The organism is Microbacterium sp. ARD31 (genome assembly GCF_031844425.1).
The window spans coordinates 60,875-74,876 of the sequence record NZ_JAUZVE010000006.1; the positions used below are offsets into that span (position 1 = coordinate 60,875).

Annotated in this window: 15 protein-coding genes; 8 read left to right on the plus strand and 7 right to left on the minus strand. The window is 72.5% G+C overall.

Features of this window, described 5'->3' with window-relative positions:
• Positions 1-75: 75 nt before the first annotated feature.
• Positions 76-1,491, minus strand: coding sequence for an FAD-dependent oxidoreductase (locus Q9S36_RS17465; protein ID WP_311286226.1), 1,416 nt, complete (start codon positions 1,489-1,491; stop codon positions 76-78).
• A 51-nt stretch (positions 1,492-1,542) separates the two neighbouring features.
• On the opposite strand from Q9S36_RS17465, the gene Q9S36_RS17470 reads away from it, so the two are divergent.
• Both Q9S36_RS17470 and Q9S36_RS17475 read left to right on the plus strand, forming a co-directional pair.
• A complete protein-coding gene (locus tag Q9S36_RS17470; protein ID WP_311286227.1) occupies positions 1,543-2,118 on the plus strand; it encodes an HhH-GPD-type base excision DNA repair protein in 576 nt (191 codons plus the stop codon).
• 3 nt (positions 2,119-2,121) lie between these two features.
• Positions 2,122-2,547 carry a DUF1801 domain-containing protein gene (locus tag Q9S36_RS17475; RefSeq protein ID WP_311286228.1) on the plus strand — a complete coding sequence of 142 codons (426 nt, stop codon included), beginning with the start codon at positions 2,122-2,124 and terminating at the stop codon, positions 2,545-2,547.
• A 96-nt stretch (positions 2,548-2,643) separates the two neighbouring features.
• Here the strand turns inward: Q9S36_RS17475 and Q9S36_RS17480 are convergent, their stop codons facing one another.
• Together Q9S36_RS17480 and Q9S36_RS17485 are read right to left on the minus strand one after the other, a co-directional pair.
• Positions 2,644-4,032: a glycine--tRNA ligase gene (locus tag Q9S36_RS17480; protein ID WP_311286460.1), complete on the minus strand. Its 1,389-nt coding sequence runs from the start codon at positions 4,030-4,032 to the stop codon at positions 2,644-2,646.
• Between the two features lie 103 nt (positions 4,033-4,135).
• Entirely contained in the window at positions 4,136-4,513 is a 378-nt protein-coding gene (locus Q9S36_RS17485) for a DUF4870 domain-containing protein (RefSeq protein WP_311286229.1), read from the minus strand.
• A gap of 129 nt (positions 4,514-4,642) precedes the next feature.
• Between Q9S36_RS17485 and Q9S36_RS17490 the strand changes: the two genes are divergently transcribed.
• The 4 genes from Q9S36_RS17490 (at position 4,643) to Q9S36_RS17505 (ending at position 8,954) form a co-directional block, all read left to right on the plus strand.
• Complete coding sequence (locus Q9S36_RS17490) at positions 4,643-6,115, plus strand: SPFH domain-containing protein (protein ID WP_311286230.1); 1,473 nt, start codon at positions 4,643-4,645, stop codon at positions 6,113-6,115.
• Positions 6,112-6,603, plus strand: coding sequence for a hypothetical protein (locus tag Q9S36_RS17495; protein WP_311286231.1), 492 nt, complete (start codon positions 6,112-6,114; stop codon positions 6,601-6,603). Before Q9S36_RS17490 ends, Q9S36_RS17495 begins: the two co-directional genes overlap by 4 nt.
• A gap of 78 nt (positions 6,604-6,681) precedes the next feature.
• Positions 6,682-7,482, plus strand: coding sequence for an SDR family oxidoreductase (locus tag Q9S36_RS17500; protein WP_253036028.1), 801 nt, complete (start codon positions 6,682-6,684; stop codon positions 7,480-7,482).
• A gap of 71 nt (positions 7,483-7,553) precedes the next feature.
• Positions 7,554-8,954, plus strand: coding sequence for an MFS transporter (locus tag Q9S36_RS17505; protein ID WP_311286461.1), 1,401 nt, complete (start codon positions 7,554-7,556; stop codon positions 8,952-8,954).
• A 292-nt stretch (positions 8,955-9,246) separates the two neighbouring features.
• Here the strand turns inward: Q9S36_RS17505 and Q9S36_RS17510 are convergent, their stop codons facing one another.
• Entirely contained in the window at positions 9,247-10,458 is a 1,212-nt protein-coding gene (locus Q9S36_RS17510; protein ID WP_311286232.1) for an MFS transporter, read from the minus strand.
• Between the two features lie 56 nt (positions 10,459-10,514).
• On the opposite strand from Q9S36_RS17510, the gene Q9S36_RS17515 reads away from it, so the two are divergent.
• A complete protein-coding gene (locus tag Q9S36_RS17515; protein ID WP_311286233.1) occupies positions 10,515-10,889 on the plus strand; it encodes a MerR family transcriptional regulator in 375 nt (124 codons plus the stop codon).
• Between the two features lie 62 nt (positions 10,890-10,951).
• On the plus strand, positions 10,952-11,221 hold the full coding sequence (locus tag Q9S36_RS17520) for a hypothetical protein (protein WP_064003430.1): 270 nt from the start codon (positions 10,952-10,954) through the stop codon (positions 11,219-11,221).
• A gap of 17 nt (positions 11,222-11,238) precedes the next feature.
• On the opposite strand, the gene menC is transcribed toward Q9S36_RS17520, so the two are convergent.
• The 3 genes from menC to Q9S36_RS17535 are packed head-to-tail and all read right to left on the minus strand — an operon-like array spanning position 11,239 to position 14,001.
• Positions 11,239-12,372 carry an o-succinylbenzoate synthase gene (menC, locus tag Q9S36_RS17525; RefSeq protein WP_311286234.1) on the minus strand — a complete coding sequence of 378 codons (1,134 nt, stop codon included), beginning with the start codon at positions 12,370-12,372 and terminating at the stop codon, positions 11,239-11,241.
• A 21-nt stretch (positions 12,373-12,393) separates the two neighbouring features.
• Positions 12,394-13,089: a GNAT family N-acetyltransferase gene (locus tag Q9S36_RS17530; RefSeq protein WP_311286235.1), complete on the minus strand. Its 696-nt coding sequence runs from the start codon at positions 13,087-13,089 to the stop codon at positions 12,394-12,396.
• Positions 13,090-13,107: 18 nt separating this feature from the next.
• The gene (locus Q9S36_RS17535; protein ID WP_311286236.1) at positions 13,108-14,001 is read right to left on the minus strand and encodes a WcbI family polysaccharide biosynthesis putative acetyltransferase; all 894 of its coding nucleotides are present in this window, start codon (positions 13,999-14,001) and stop codon (positions 13,108-13,110) included.
• Between the last annotated feature and the right edge of the window lies 1 nt (position 14,002).

Here is a 14,002-nt window from a genome sequence, read left to right on the forward strand (position 1 = left end):
GTTCGAAGCGATGTGATGCCGAGGACCCAGCGTAACGGCGCATTCCGTTCGCGGCATCCACCCTTGACAGGCGGCTCAGGTGGAGGCAGCCTGCCCGCCCGCGTGCCACAGCAGGCCGGATCGGATGCGCTCCGCTTCGTCCTTCGCATCGGCGACGACGCGCGTGAGGCCGGTGCCGTCGACCCACGCGCCGACGACGCCGAGCCGATCGTCCTGCCGGACGGCGCGGCGGACCTCGTCCCGCGCGGGTGACAGGGCGGAGGACGGCAGCGACCGCGACCAGCGGGCGCGGTGCGTCCCGCGGACGGTGCCCAGGTCGACGCCGAGCAGCTCGGCGGCGGCGGCGGTGGACGCGGCGATCGCGTCGCCGTCGGCCAGGTCGCTCGCCGATGTCGTCACCCGGACGATGTGCGGCTCGCCCGCGCGGTGCGGCCAGGTCGCCGTCGCGTGCACGACCGCGATCGCCGCCGCGGCGCCCGGAGCCGCGTAGACGGCGTGACCGCGCGGGCGGGCGTCGAGGGCGGGGGCATCGAGGACGAGCGTCACGACGTCGACGTCGTCGGGCGAGAGGACGGCGCCGTCGAGGCCGGGCAGGTGGGGCGCGAGCAGTCGCCGCGCGGGCCCCTCCGGGGTCGCGACGATGACCGCGTCGACGTCGAGGGTCTGCTCCTCGTCCTCCGCCGTCCACGTCACGGTCCAGCCGTCGTCGGTGCGCCGCAGCCCGGTGGCCGCGGTTCCGGTGCGGACGTCGACCTCGAGGTCGGCGAGGCGTTGCGCGATGGCGTCGACGAAGACCGCCATGCCGCCCTCGATCGTGGCGCGCGAGGGGCCGGCGTCGCCGTCGGGCAGCTGCTGCGCGACGGCGCCCGAGAGCGAACCGGTGCGCGTGAGCGCGGCGTTGAGGCCGCGGGCTGCCCGGTCGACGTCGACCTCCTCGGGAGGGACGCCGTGGATGCCGAAGGTCAGCGGCGCGACCATCCGCTCGAGGACCCGCGGACCCATGCGGCTCTCGACGAGGGCCCCGAGGCTGCGCTGGGCGCCGATCGTCAGCGGCGGCCGCAGCCGGTCGACATAGGCCCGCCAGGTGCCCGACCATCCGATGATCCGGCGCACGCGGGCGTCGAAGGGGTTGGCCGGGATGCCGAGGATCGACGCATCCGGCAGCGGCGCGACCCCGTGAGGGCCGGCGACCCAGGTCTCGGCCTCGCGTGCGGGCACGACCGCGTCCCGGAGGCCGAGGTCGTCGAGGAGCTCCTGCAGGGCACCCGGGGCGACGCGGAAGCCGTCGGCGGCGACGTCGACCCGCTGGCCGTCGAGCTCGGCGGAGGCGACGATGCCGCCGAGTCGGTCCTCCGCCTCGAACAGGGTCACCCGGATGCCGAGCTTGGCGCACTCGAGCGCTGCGACGAGCCCGGCGACACCGCCTCCGACGACGGCGACGCGCGCACGTCGCGCCTGCGAGATGAGATCGGGGGCGGCCGCGGCATCCATGGTGTCCATCCTCCCCCACCGCGCGTGAGCCGAGAGTGGGAACATGGACGCATGGCCCTCCACATCACCGGCGACGAGGCCGCCGACGCGCTCCTCACCGACGAACCGCTTGCCCTCCTGATCGGCATGCTGCTCGACCAGCAGATCGCGATGGAGACGGCCTTCGCCGGGCCGCTGAAGATCCGCGATCGCACGGGCGGGCTCGACGCCGCCGGCATCGCCGCCGCAGACCCCGAGGAGTTCGCCGCCGCGTTCGGTCAGACCCCGGCCGTGCACCGCTTCCCCGGGTCGATGGCCGGTCGCGTGCAGGCGCTGTGCCAGGCACTCGTCGACGAGTGGGGCGGGGATGCCGCTGCGCTGTGGACCGAGGGCGACCCGGACGGCGCGACCGTGCTGAAGCGGCTGAAGGCGCTGCCGGGTTTCGGTGACCAGAAGGCGCGGATCTTCCTGGCGCTCCTGGGCAAGCAGTACGGTTTCACGGGAGCCGGCTGGCGCGACGCCGCCGGCGCCTACGGGGAGGAGGGCTCGTTCCGCTCCGTCGCCGACATCGTCTCGCCGGAGTCACTCGCGAAGGTCCGCGAGCACAAGCGCGCCGCCAAAGCCGCCGCGAAGGCCGCGAAGGGCTGAGCCGTGGAGCGCACGGGGCGGGACGTCGGCGAGTTCGTCGCGCAGGTCACGCCCGCGACGCGTCGCTCGGATGACGAGACCCTCGTCGCGCTGCTGCGGGAGCTCACCGGGCGCGAGCCGCAGATGTGGAGCGGGTCGATCATCGGCTTCGGCGCCTGCCGTTACCGCTACGCGACCGGCACCACGGGCGAGATGCCGCTGCTCGGCTTCTCGCCCCGCAAGGCCGCCACGACGATCTACCTCGACCGGACCGACGCGCACACGGAGGCGCTCGCGAGGCTCGGGCCGCACACGACGGGCGCCGGCTGCCTCTACGTGAAGCACCTCGCGGCGGTCGACGGGACCGTGCTGCGCGGCATCCTCTCCGACACCCTGCGCCGGGTCGTCGACGACGAGCTGCCGGGCGCGACGATCACCGTCCTCGACTGACAGGCCCTTCGCGGGACGGAACGCCTTTCAGCGCTTCCGCGCACCCGCCGAGCGTTCGACGAGCACCGCAACGATCCGCACCGCGCCGCGCCCGACTCAGGCGCCGCGGAGGCGCGGAGCGAGGTAGGCGTGCAGCTCGGTCAGGGCCACGCGCTCCTGCGCCATCGAGTCGCGGTCGCGGATGGTCACGGCGTCGTCGTCGAGCGAGTCGAAGTCGACCGTGACGCAGAACGGCGTGCCGATCTCGTCCTGGCGGCGGTAGCGGCGGCCGATCGCGCCGGCGTCGTCGAAGTCGACGTTCCAGCCGTTCGCGCGCAGGTCGTCGGCGACCTTGCGAGCCAGTGGCGACAGGCGCTCGTTGCGGCTGAGCGGCAGCACCGCCACCTTGACGGGCGCGAGGCGCGGGTCGAGGCCGAGCACCGTGCGGGTGTCAGTGCCGCCCTTCGCGTTCGGCACCTCCTCCTCGCGGTACGCGTCGACGAGGAAGGCCATCATGGCGCGGGTCAGACCGAACGACGGCTCGATGACGTACGGGACGTAGGTTTCGCCGGATGCCTGGTCGAAGTAGGTGAGCTTCTGCCCGGAGGCCTCGATGTGGCTCGACAGGTCGTAGTCGGTGCGGTTGGCGACACCCATCAGCTCGCCCCACTCCTTGCCCGCGAACCCGAAGCGGTACTCGACGTCGATCGTGCCGGCGGAGTAGTGCGCGCGGTCCTCCTCGGGCACGTCGAACTGGCGCATGTTCTCGGGGTCGATGCCGAGGTCGATGAACCAGTTCCAGCAGGCCTGCACCCAGTGGTCGAACCACTCGCCCGCCTCGGCCGGCGGCGTGAAGAACTCGATCTCCATCTGCTCGAACTCGCGCGTGCGGAAGATGAAGTTGCCGGGGGTGATCTCGTTGCGGAACGCCTTGCCGACCTGGCCGATGCCGAACGGCGGCTTCTTGCGGCTCGCGGTGAGGACGTTCGAGAAGTTCACGAAGATGCCCTGCGCCGTCTCGGGACGAAGGAAGTAGAGGCCGCTCTCGTCGTCGACGACACCGAGGTAGGTCTTCACGAGACCCGAGAACGACTTCGGCTCGGTGTACTGGCCCTTCGTGCCGCAGTTCGGGCAGGGCACGTCGCCGAGACCGTTCTCGGCCGTGCGTCCCTTGCGCGTCTCGAAGTCCTCGATGAGCGTGTCCTCGCGGAACCGCTTGTGGCACTGGAGGCACTCCACGAGCGGGTCGGTGAAGGTCGCGACGTGACCCGACGCCTCCCAGACGCGCTTGGGGAGGATGATCGACGAGTCGAGCCCGACCATGTCGCCGCGACCGCGGACGAAGGTCTGCCACCACTGCTGCCGGATGTTCTCCTTCAGCTCCGTGCCGAGGGGACCGTAGTCCCACGCCGACCGCGACCCGCCGTAGATCTCGCCCGCCTGGAAGACGAACCCGCGGTGACGGGCGAGGGCGATGACTTTGTCGAGGCGGGACTGCTCGGCCACGGTGGCTCCAATGGTCGTCGTGAAGAGGGTGCGCGAGGGCGCGGACGCCGCGACACGCGGCATCCCTCAGTCTATCCGGGCCCGTTCCGGCGCTCGACGAGGGTCAGGAGACGAAGCGGATGCTGAGGGGCGGCGTGTACCACTGCCCCTGGCTCGCCTTCACAGCCGCGACGATCTCGATCACGAGGGCGTAGACGCCCACCGCGAGCAGCAGCAGGAAACCGATTCCGATGAACGACAGCGGGATGCACACGAACGCGGCGATCAGCACCGTGAGCTGGAAGTTCAGGGCGGCGGCGCTGTGGGCGCGGATGAACGGCCCCCGGTCGCGCAGCACGAGGTAGATGACGAGCGCGCCCACGAACGAGAGGAAGATGCCGCTCAGATGGGTCAGCGTCGCCCACAGCTTCTCGTCCTCGGGACGCAGCGGCGGCGCGACCGGGTAGGGCTGCGCGGGCGGCGGGGGCGGCGGCATCGTCATGGCGTCAGCGTAGGGGCAGGGGCGGGATGCCGCGAACCTCGTCACGCGGCTGGAGTAACCGATACGTTCGACGTGGGCACGTTCGCCGTGCCGCACGAAGGACATCGAGACTCACGGGGGAACTCACTTATGGATGCACTCATCGCGGGAGGCGCGTTCGTGGTCGGCGGCATCATCGTCGTCGCCGTCATCGTCTTCATCGTCATCTTCATGGTGGTGCTGCGGGCCTGGTACAAGGTCGCGAAGGCCGACCAGGCGCTCGTCATCGTCGGTCGCAATCAGAAGAGCGCCTCGGGGGACTCCTCGCGCATCTCCGTCATCACCGGCGGCGGCGCCCTGGTCAACCCGCTCACGCAGCGCGCCGAGATGATCTCGCTGCGCGCGCGCCAGATCAAGATGGAGCCGACGGCACAGGCATCCAACGGCGTCACCGTCAACGTCAGCGGTGTCGCACTCGTCAAGATCGGCTCCGACCCCGAGTTCGTCCGTCGCGCCGCGGAGCGGTTCCTCTCGCAGGACGGCGCGATCGAGCAGTTCACCACCGAGCAGCTCGAGGGTGCGCTGCGCGGCGTGGTCGCAACCCTGACCGTCGAGCAGCTCATGAAGGACCGGCAGAAGCTGTCGGACCAGATCGCCGAGGGCATCAAGAGCGACCTGCTCGCGCAGGGCCTCATCCTCGACTCGTTCCAGATCCAGGGCGTCACCGACAAGAACGGCTACATCGACGCCCTCGGCGCCACCGAGGTCGAGCGCGTGCGCCGCGAGGCCGAGGTCGCCCGCATCAACGCGGCCCGCGAGGTCAAGGCGCGCCAGATCGCCACCGACGAGGCGAACCTCATCGAGCAGACCGCGTACGACCGCAACACCGCCCAGGCCTCCGCCGAGGTCGGTCGCGCCCGCGCCGAAGCCGAGCAGGCCGAGGCCCTCGCCCGCGCCGAGCGCGAGCAGGCCGTCCTCCTGCAGCAGGCCGAGAACCGTCAGGCCCAGCTCGACGCCGACGTCAAGAAGGTCGCCGACGCGTCGCTCTACGAGCGCCAGCGCTCGGCGGACGCCGACGCGTACACGCAGGTCAAGGCCGCCGAGGCCCGCGCGCAGATCGCGGCCCAGGAAGCCGAGGCGACGCGCCTTCGCGCCCAGGCCGAGGCCGACGCGATCCGGCTCGAGGGTGAGGCCCGCGCCGAGGCGATCAAGGCCGAAGCCGCGGCCATCGCGCAGAACCAGGAGGCGCTGCTCGCACAGCGAGCGATCGAGGCCCTCGTGCCGCTCATGACCGAGTTCGCCCGCGGCTTCGACAAGGTCGGGTCGATCACGGTCCTCGGCGGCGAGGGCGCGTCGAGCCACATCGCCGGCGAGAGCGCCTCGAGCATGCGCGCCACGTTCGACGCCGTTCAGGCGGCGACGGGCATCGACCTGCGCGGCATCATCCAGGGCCAGGCCACCGGCCGCGGCATCGCCCAGGGGCTGCAGCAGGAGCAGGACGCGCAGGCTTCCGCCCCGCTGCGCCGCCGTGCGTCGGCGGAGCCCGCGGCGCCGGTCGCCGAGTCCGCGACCGCCCCGGCCGCGCCTGCCGCGCCCGCCGCGCCGTCCCCGGACGCCGTGTGACCTCAGCCGAGGGGGGCAGGTCACTCGTCGTCGACGAGCACCTGGCCCCCCGACTGGCGCGCGGGTTCCTGCGCTGGCAGCTTCGTCGCCCGTCGTGGATCCTGCTCCTGAGCGTGACCGCCGTCGTCGTGGCGCTGAGCGTGTTCCTCACCGCGACCGGCAGCGACGGTGCCGCGTGGGTGGGCGTCGCGCTCGTCGTCCTCACCAGCGCGACGGTCATCGTGTCGTGGCTGGCGGTGCGATCCTCCATCCTCCGGGCGTACCCGGTCGGCTCCGTCGCCACCGCGACCCTCACCGACGACGCCCTGCACGCCACGTCGGCGCTGGGGACGAGCGAGATCCGGTTGGCGGCGTTCCGCCGGGTGGACGCGGTCGGCGACGCGCTCCTGCTGAAGGTCGGCTCGTGGGCCGGCGGGGTCGCGGTCATGCCGCGTGCACTGCTGTCCGAGGACGAGGTCGCGCGCCTGCAGGCGGCTGCGAGGAGCTGACGCGGACGCGCGTTGCGGGGCGGCCCGCCGCTGTCAACCCCGCCCCCTGTCCGCGGCGCGGTCCGTAGCGTCGGCCGCATGACCTTCACCCCTCGCCGTGCCATCGTGACCGCTTCCGACTCCGGCATCGGCCGGGCGACCGCCCTCGCCCTCGCCGACGCCGGCATGGACGTCGGGGTCACGTGGCACTCCGACCAGGAGGGCGCCGAAGAGACCGCCGCCGAGGTGCGCCGCCGCGGCCGGAACGCCGTCGTCGCCCAGTTCGACGCGACCGACCTCGACTCGGTGCCCGGCGTCATCCGCGGCCTCGCCGCCGAGCTCGGCGGGCTCGACGTCTTCGTCAACAACGCCGGCGGCGGGACCGGCGGCCCCTTCCTCGAGATGGACATCGAGGGCTGGCGTCAGGTCGTCGGCCTCAACCTCGACGGCGCGTTCGTCGGGATGCACACGGCGGCGACGCTGATGGCGGATGCCGGTCAGGAGGGACGCATCATCGCGGTGACGAGCGTGCACGGCTCGCAGCCGCGGGTCGGGTCGGCCGCGTACGTCGCGTCGAAGCACGGCCTCGAGGGTCTCGTGAAGACGATGGCGCAAGAGCTCGGCGCGAAGGGCATCACGGTCAACTCGGTCGCCCCCGGCGAGATCGCCACACCGATCAACGACATGGATGCCGAAGACGCCGAGAACACGCATCGCCCCGGCATCCCGATCCCGCGTCCGGGTAAGCCGGAGGAGATCGCGGACGTGATCGCCTTCCTGGCATCGCCGGCGTCGTCGTACGTCACCGGGGCGACGTGGGTCGTCGACGGCGGGATGCTGCAGATGGGGCCGCAGGCCGGGTCGCACCTCGAGTCCGACGCCTGGCGCAGCGCGGGCTGAGCGCCTCCGGCAGCGCGCGCCGGGGATAGCGTGGAGGGATGGCCCCGGACGACAGACGCGGACTGACCCGGATGCCACGACAGGGCGCGATCGTCGCGGTCCTGGCGATCGCGGGTCTCGCGTCGTCGTTCATGTTCACCCTCGTGGTGCCGATCCAGTCGAAGCTGCCCGAGCTGCTGAACGCGAGCCGCGAGGACACGGCGTGGGTGGTGACGGCGACCCTGCTGGCCGCGGCGGTCTTCACCCCGATCGCGGGGCGCCTCGGCGACATGTACGGCAAGCGCCGCATCGTGCTGGTGCTGCTCGGCCTGCTCATCGTGGGATCCGTGATCGCCGCCCTCTCCCCCGGGATCGGCGGCGTGATCGTCGGTCGTGCCCTCCAGGGTGCCGTCACGGGTGTCGTGCCGCTCGGGATCTCGATCATGCGCGACGTGCTGCACGAGGACCGGGTGGATGCCGCGATCGCCCTCATGTCGGCGACGCTCGGTGTCGGCGGCGCGGTCGGCATGCCGGTCAGCGCGATCATCACCGAGACGAGCGACTGGCACGTGCTGTTCTGGATGGCTGCGGGGCTCGGCGCGGTGGTGTTCGTGCTCGTCGCCCTCATCGTGCCGCCGAGCGTCCTGCGCACGGCGGGGCGCTTCGACTTCGCCGGCACCGCCGGGCTCGCCGTCGGCCTCACCGGTGTGCTGCTCGCCGTCTCGCGCGGCAACGAGTGGGGCTGGACGTCGCCCGCGACCCTCGCGCTCGGCCTCGGCGGGCTCGCGGTCCTGCTGCTGTGGGGCTGGTTCGAGCTGCGCATCCGCGAACCGCTCCTCGACCTGCGGGTCGCAGCCCGGCCGGCCGTCCTGCTCACGAACCTCGCCTCGGTGGCGATGGGCTTCTCGCTGTTCGGCTCGAACGTGTCGTATCCGCAGATGCTCGAACTGCCGGCATCCGTCGGCGGATTCGGGCTCACCCTCTTCCAGGCCAGCCTCATCGTCATGCCCGCGGGGCTCGTGATGATGGTGCTGTCGCCGTTCTCAGGACGCCTCGCCCGCGCGATCGGACCGCGCGTGCTGCTCATCATGGGCGCGAGCGCGCTGATCGTCGCCTACGCGTACTCGTTGCTGTGGGCGTCGGAGGTGTGGCACATCCTCGTTGCGAACCTGCTCATCGGCGTGGGCATCGGGTTCGGGTACGCCGGCATGCCGATGCTCATCATGCGCTCGGTGCCGCAGAGCGAGACGGGTGCCTCGAACGGGCTGAATGCGCTGTTCCGCTCGCTCGGCACGTCGATCGCGGCGGCCGTCGTCGGCGCCGTCCTCGCAGGACTGTCGACCGTGCAGAACGGGGTCGCCGTACCGACCCCCGCCGCCTTCCAGGTCTCCTTCGCGCTGGGACTCGGCGCCGCCGTCGTCGCGCTCGGCGTCGCCCTGTTCATCCCGCAGCGACGCGACCCGCACGAAGCGCACCCCTCGCTGCCGCGCTGACGGGACGGTTCGGGGCGCGCGGCGTCGGGCGCGGACGATGGGCGTCACGGGATGCAATGGATCTCGCGCGACGCGCCGCGGCATCCGCTCGGTGGACGGCATGTCGGGACGGATCTCTCGCATCCGTTGACGCCGGCTGGGTGAGGCGGGGTCGCGGGCTTCAGACGACGGGCCGCGCGCCGGGCTGGTGGCGAGTGTCAACGGATGCAACGGATCTCGCGCGACGCGCCGCGGCATCCGCTCGGTGGACGGCGTGTCGGGACGGATCTCTCGCATCCGTTGGCGCCGGCGCTCAGGCGGCGCGGCGGCGGGTGCCGGTGAGGAGCGCGGCGACGACGAGCGCGAGGGCGATCAGGACCGCGCCGGCCGAGAGCGCGGTGGCTCCCGTCGGGTGAGCGGCGCCGCCGACGAGGTCGCCGAGCCACGGACCGGCGGCGATGCCGACGTTGAAGGTGACGACGGTGCCGGCGCTGGCGAGGGTCCGCGTGCGATCGGTCGCGATGCGCATCAGCATCGACTGCTGCAGCGGGAAGTAGGCGCCGATCGTGAGACCCCACACCGCGAGCGCGATGTACATGAGCGGGGTGTCGGCCGCGATGCTCAGGATGCCGAAGGCCGCCGCCAGGCCCACGAGGGCGACCACGAGTGACGCCTGGGGCCACCGGTCGGCCAACGGGCCCGCCGCGACGACACCGACGAGTCCGGCGGCGCCGTACCCGAACAGCAGCACGGGGATCTGGGCGGCCGGAGCCCCCGCCGCCACCTCGAGCAGCGGGCGCACGTAGGTGAAGGTCCCAAACTGGGCGAGGGCGAACACGAGCGCGGCGGCCGCGAAGAGCACGATGGGGAGGAGCGAGGCATCCGCTCCGGTCGGACGGTGCGCCTTCGGCAGCGCCGGCTCGGGCGTCCGCCGCGGCAGCCGGATCGCGATCACCGCGGCGAGGGCGAACGCGACGAGCGCGAGCACGCCGAACGACCAGCGCCACGACAGCAGCTGCGCGATGAGCGCACCGGCGGGAAGGCCCGCGAGCGTCGCGACCGTGCCGCCCGCCGTCACCAGGGCGAGCCCGCGCCCCAGGTGCGAAGGCGCCAGCAGCGACGTCGCGTAGACGATGACGATCGCCCAGAAGAGGCCGTGCGCGACACCCGCCGCGATGCGTGTCGCGACGGCGACCTCGTACGTCGGGGCGAGCGCGGTCGCGGCGTTCGCGACCGCGAAGGCGGCGAGGGATCCCGCGGCGACGAGCCGCCGGTCGAACCGCGCCGTCAGACGGGCGAGCGGGATGCTTGTGACGATCACCGTCAGCGCCCACACCGAGATCAGCAGACCCACGCCGAGCGGGTCGGTCTGCAGCCCCGCGACCATTTCGGGCAGGAGGCCCGCGGGGAGCGACTCCGCCGTCACGGTCACGAAGACGGCGAGGCTGAGCAGCAGCAGCGCTCCGAGCGGGAACCGCGGCGCACTGGTGGCCGTGGTGGGGACCGAAGCGGTGGACGTGCTCATGCCTCGAGCGTAGAGTCTCACATCAATGTGAAGGTCAAGCGGCGATCGGGGACGGGATGAGGATCGGCGAGGTCACGGCGCGCACCGGCATCCCGCAGCGGATGCTGCGCTACTACGAGGAGCAGGGCCTGCTCGCCTCGGAACGCGCGGACAACGGCTACCGCGAGTACGACGAGGACGCGGTGGAACGCGCGCAGCGGGTGCGCGGCCTGATCCAGGCAGGGCTCTCTACGCGCATGGTGAAGGTCGTCCTCGACCTCGAGGCGGACTGCCGCGCCACCCGGCCCCCGTCGTGCACCCGCGCCCTCGCCGAGGAGCTCGCGGCCGAACTGCAGGCACTCGACGACCGCCTCGCCTGCCTCACCAAGAGCCGCGACGCCGTCGCGCTGTACCTCGGCCGGTCCGCGCACGCCGACCTGCTCGCGCACTAGCACGCCCGATCCTTCGGGACAGCCCCATCGCGGCATCCGACGCCTCAGGGGAGGATGGGTCCATGTCCTACGCCACCGAACGCCGCTCGAACCCGACCGCCTGGGCCGCCTTCTGGGTGGGGCTCCTCGGCCTCATCCTCATGCCGATTCCGGCCTTCATCGGGCTGATCCTCGGCGGCGGACTGTCGCTCATCGCGGCCGTGCTCGTCGTCATCGCTCTGCTGAAGGGTCTCGCCCGGCGAGGGAAGGGCATCGCGCCCGTCGTCTTCGCGGGCATCTTCGTCCTGCTCACCTGGGGTGGGATCTCGCTCGGCGGCGGCATCTGGTGGTGACGCCCGCCTGAGCGCCCTCAGCGCCGCAGCGTCTCGCGCGCCACGGTGAATCGCTCGAGCGCGTCGAGGTCGACCTCGACGCCCAACCCGGGACCGGTCGGTACCCGCACGTGCCCGTCCTCGAGCACGGCCGGCTCCGTCACGATGTCCTCCGTGTAGAACCGAGCGGATGCCGAGACGTCACCGGGCAGCGTGAACGCAGGGTGCGCGGCGAGCGCCGCGTTCGCGGCACGTCCGATGCCGGTTTCGAGCATGCCGCCGCACCACACCGGGACGCCCGCCGCCTCGCAGAGGTCGGCGATGCGGAGCGCCTCGAGGTAGCCGCCGACGCGGCCCGCCTTGACGTTGATCACGGTCGTCGCGCCGAGGGCCAGGGCGTCGCGCGCGGCCTTCACCGAGGTGATCGACTCGTCGAGGCAGATCGGGGTCTTCAGCTGCTGGGCGAGGGCGGCGTGGTCGACGATGTCGTCCTCCTGCAGCGGCTGCTCGATGAGCAGCAGACCGAAGCGGTCGAGCTGCGCCAGGGTGTCGGCGTCGGCGAGGGTGTAGGCGGAGTTCGCGTCGACCTGCAGCGGGATCTCGGGGAACGCGCAACGCACGGCATCCGTCTCGGCGATGTCGCGACCGGGCTTGATCTTGATCTTGATGCGGACGTACCCCTCATCGAGGTAGCCGCGGACGGTCTCGACGAGCGCCACCGGGTCGGATTGGATGCCGACGCTCACCCCCGACGGGATCGTCGCCGCCGTGGCGCCGAGGTACGACGCGAACGAGCGTCCCTCGGAGCGCAGCGCCGCGTCGAGGACGGCGAGCTCGAGACCCGCCTTCGCCATGCGGTGGCCGACGAACGGATCGAGCGTCGGGGCGACCTGCTCGGGCGCGAGCTCACCGCGCTGCAGCAGGGCCGGGCCGAGCCAGCGGGTCGCGACGTCCCACGCGCCCTGCGTGTACTCGCTCGAGTAGACCGGCGCGCTCTGCGTGACGATCTCGCCCCAGCCGTCGCCCGCGTCGGTCCGCGCGCGCACGACGATGACCTCGCGGTCGGTCATGGTCCCGAACGACGTCGTGAACGGCGCGACGAGCGGAATGCGCAGGATCCGCAACTCGACTCGGTCGAGGCGGACGGATGCGGCGGGCTGGGCGAGCGGCATGGGCTCAGGCTACGCGCGGCGTCACGGCCGGACGAAGAGGTAGCCCTCGCCGGTGCGGAACCCGCCCACGACGAGACCCGCGTCGAGCTGCGCCCGGAACGCGGCGCGCACCTCGTGGCGCGCCCGGGCCGCGGCATCCGGATCCGTCCGACGGAGCGCCTCGACGTCGGTCGGGATCGCGACGGTGGCGACCACCTCGGCCTCGTCGGGCGTGGGCACCGGCGAGGCCAGGTGCCACGCGACGTGCAGCCGGTCGCTCTCGTCGCCGCTGTTGATCGCGTCGCCCATGTCGCCGTAGTGGTCGACGAGGTAGTCGGTGACCCGCGCGCCGAGGACCGCGAGGTTGAAGTGCGCGTTGCGGGCGATGAGCGGGTCGAAGGTCCAGGTGATCGTGCCGATCTCGCGCGCGAACGCCCACTCGCGCTGGTGCGCCTTCAACGCCCGCCCGATCCCCCGCGCCTGCGCATCGGGGAGCACACCCGTGACGTGGGAGTGCATGCTGCGGGATGCCGGGGGCCCGAAGAACGCCGCCGACGCCGCGATCATGCGGTCGCCGTCGTACACGCCGACGACGTAGTTGCCGGAGTGCTCGAGCGCGCGCAGCAGGTTGGGCGGCATCCCGCCGTCGGGCGAACCCCAGACCGCTTCGAACACGCCGCTCGCGGCGACCATCTCGTCGATCGTGTGCAGTTCGCGGATGTCGAGCCCGTCAGCCATGCCGCCACGCTACGCCGATCAGCGGCGCCAGCGCTCCAGGGTGGGCCGCAGCCGGTCGACCGCGCCGCAGACGAACTGCGGGTGGTCCCGGTACCAGGCGAGGTGCGCGTCGCGGACCTCGGCAGGGTCGACGCGTCGCCCGTCGACCGTCCAGTCCGGGACCGCGTGGGCGTCGAGACCCCACGCGTCGACCACCCAGTCCTCGCGCGGCGCGTGGACCGCGTTCAGGAGGGGTCGACCCGGGTCGCGCGCGGCACCGTCGCGGCCGAGCGCACGCAGGATCCGGTCGCCGAGCGCGAGGATCACCTCGTTGCCCGGATGGTTCACCGTGCGGACGAGGTCGAACCGGGGCTCGGCGAACAGATCCGACGCCGCGACGTCGAGGGTCTCCTCGCGCCGGCGGAGTTCGGCGAGCGAGGCGGCGGCCTCGGCGCGCACGCCGTCGGGGTCGAGCCGCTCCCGCACCGGCGCCCCGGCCGCCAGCGCGAGCGTGCGGACGTCGTGGTACGCGACGAGCGGCGGCGTCTCCTCGACGCCCGGCACGTGCAGCGCGGCCTGGAAGGGGTGCAGGCCGGTGAAGCGGACGATCGGGAACGTGACTGCCCGGCCCGACGGCGGGAGGGATGCCGCGAGCTGCCGCGTCCCCAGGGGAAGCCCGTGGTAGTCGTCCTTCACCGGCTGCGCGATGAGCGCCGCGGCGCCCGCGACCACCTCGTGCAGGCGGCGGGTCGCGGCGGCATCCAGCAGGTACACGGGAGGGACGCGCACGAGCGGCAGCTCGTCGGAATCGAGGACGAGGCGCACCGATTCGGCCTGGCAGTTGCCGACGACGACCCCGTAGTCCGTACGGGGCAGGTCGCCGAAGAAGCCGGCGTCGTGGTCCCGCGGGGCGGGCTGCGCATCGGTGATCATC

Bases quoted from the DNA above. Each gene is read 5' to 3' on its own strand.
- Q9S36_RS17530 (WP_311286235.1), bottom strand. From the start codon at position 13,089: ATGGCTGACGGGCTCGACATCCGCGAACTGCACACGATCGACGAGATG.
- Q9S36_RS17510 (WP_311286232.1), bottom strand. From the start codon at position 10,458: ATGAGCACGTCCACCGCTTCGGTCCCCACCACGGCCACCAGTGCGCCG.
- Q9S36_RS17520 (WP_064003430.1), top strand. From the start codon at position 10,952: ATGTCCTACGCCACCGAACGCCGCTCGAACCCGACCGCCTGGGCCGCC.
- Q9S36_RS17465 (WP_311286226.1), bottom strand. From the start codon at position 1,491: ATGGATGCCGCGGCCGCCCCCGATCTCATCTCGCAGGCGCGACGTGCG.
- Q9S36_RS17490 (WP_311286230.1), top strand. From the start codon at position 4,643: ATGGATGCACTCATCGCGGGAGGCGCGTTCGTGGTCGGCGGCATCATC.
- Q9S36_RS17500 (WP_253036028.1), top strand. From the start codon at position 6,682: ATGACCTTCACCCCTCGCCGTGCCATCGTGACCGCTTCCGACTCCGGC.
- menC (WP_311286234.1), bottom strand. From the start codon at position 12,372: ATGCCGCTCGCCCAGCCCGCCGCATCCGTCCGCCTCGACCGAGTCGAG.
- Q9S36_RS17485 (WP_311286229.1), bottom strand. From the start codon at position 4,513: ATGACGATGCCGCCGCCCCCGCCGCCCGCGCAGCCCTACCCGGTCGCG.
- Q9S36_RS17470 (WP_311286227.1), top strand. From the start codon at position 1,543: ATGGCCCTCCACATCACCGGCGACGAGGCCGCCGACGCGCTCCTCACC.
- Q9S36_RS17535 (WP_311286236.1), bottom strand. From the start codon at position 14,001: ATGATCACCGATGCGCAGCCCGCCCCGCGGGACCACGACGCCGGCTTC.
- Q9S36_RS17515 (WP_311286233.1), top strand. From the start codon at position 10,515: ATGAGGATCGGCGAGGTCACGGCGCGCACCGGCATCCCGCAGCGGATG.
- Q9S36_RS17505 (WP_311286461.1), top strand. From the start codon at position 7,554: ATGCCACGACAGGGCGCGATCGTCGCGGTCCTGGCGATCGCGGGTCTC.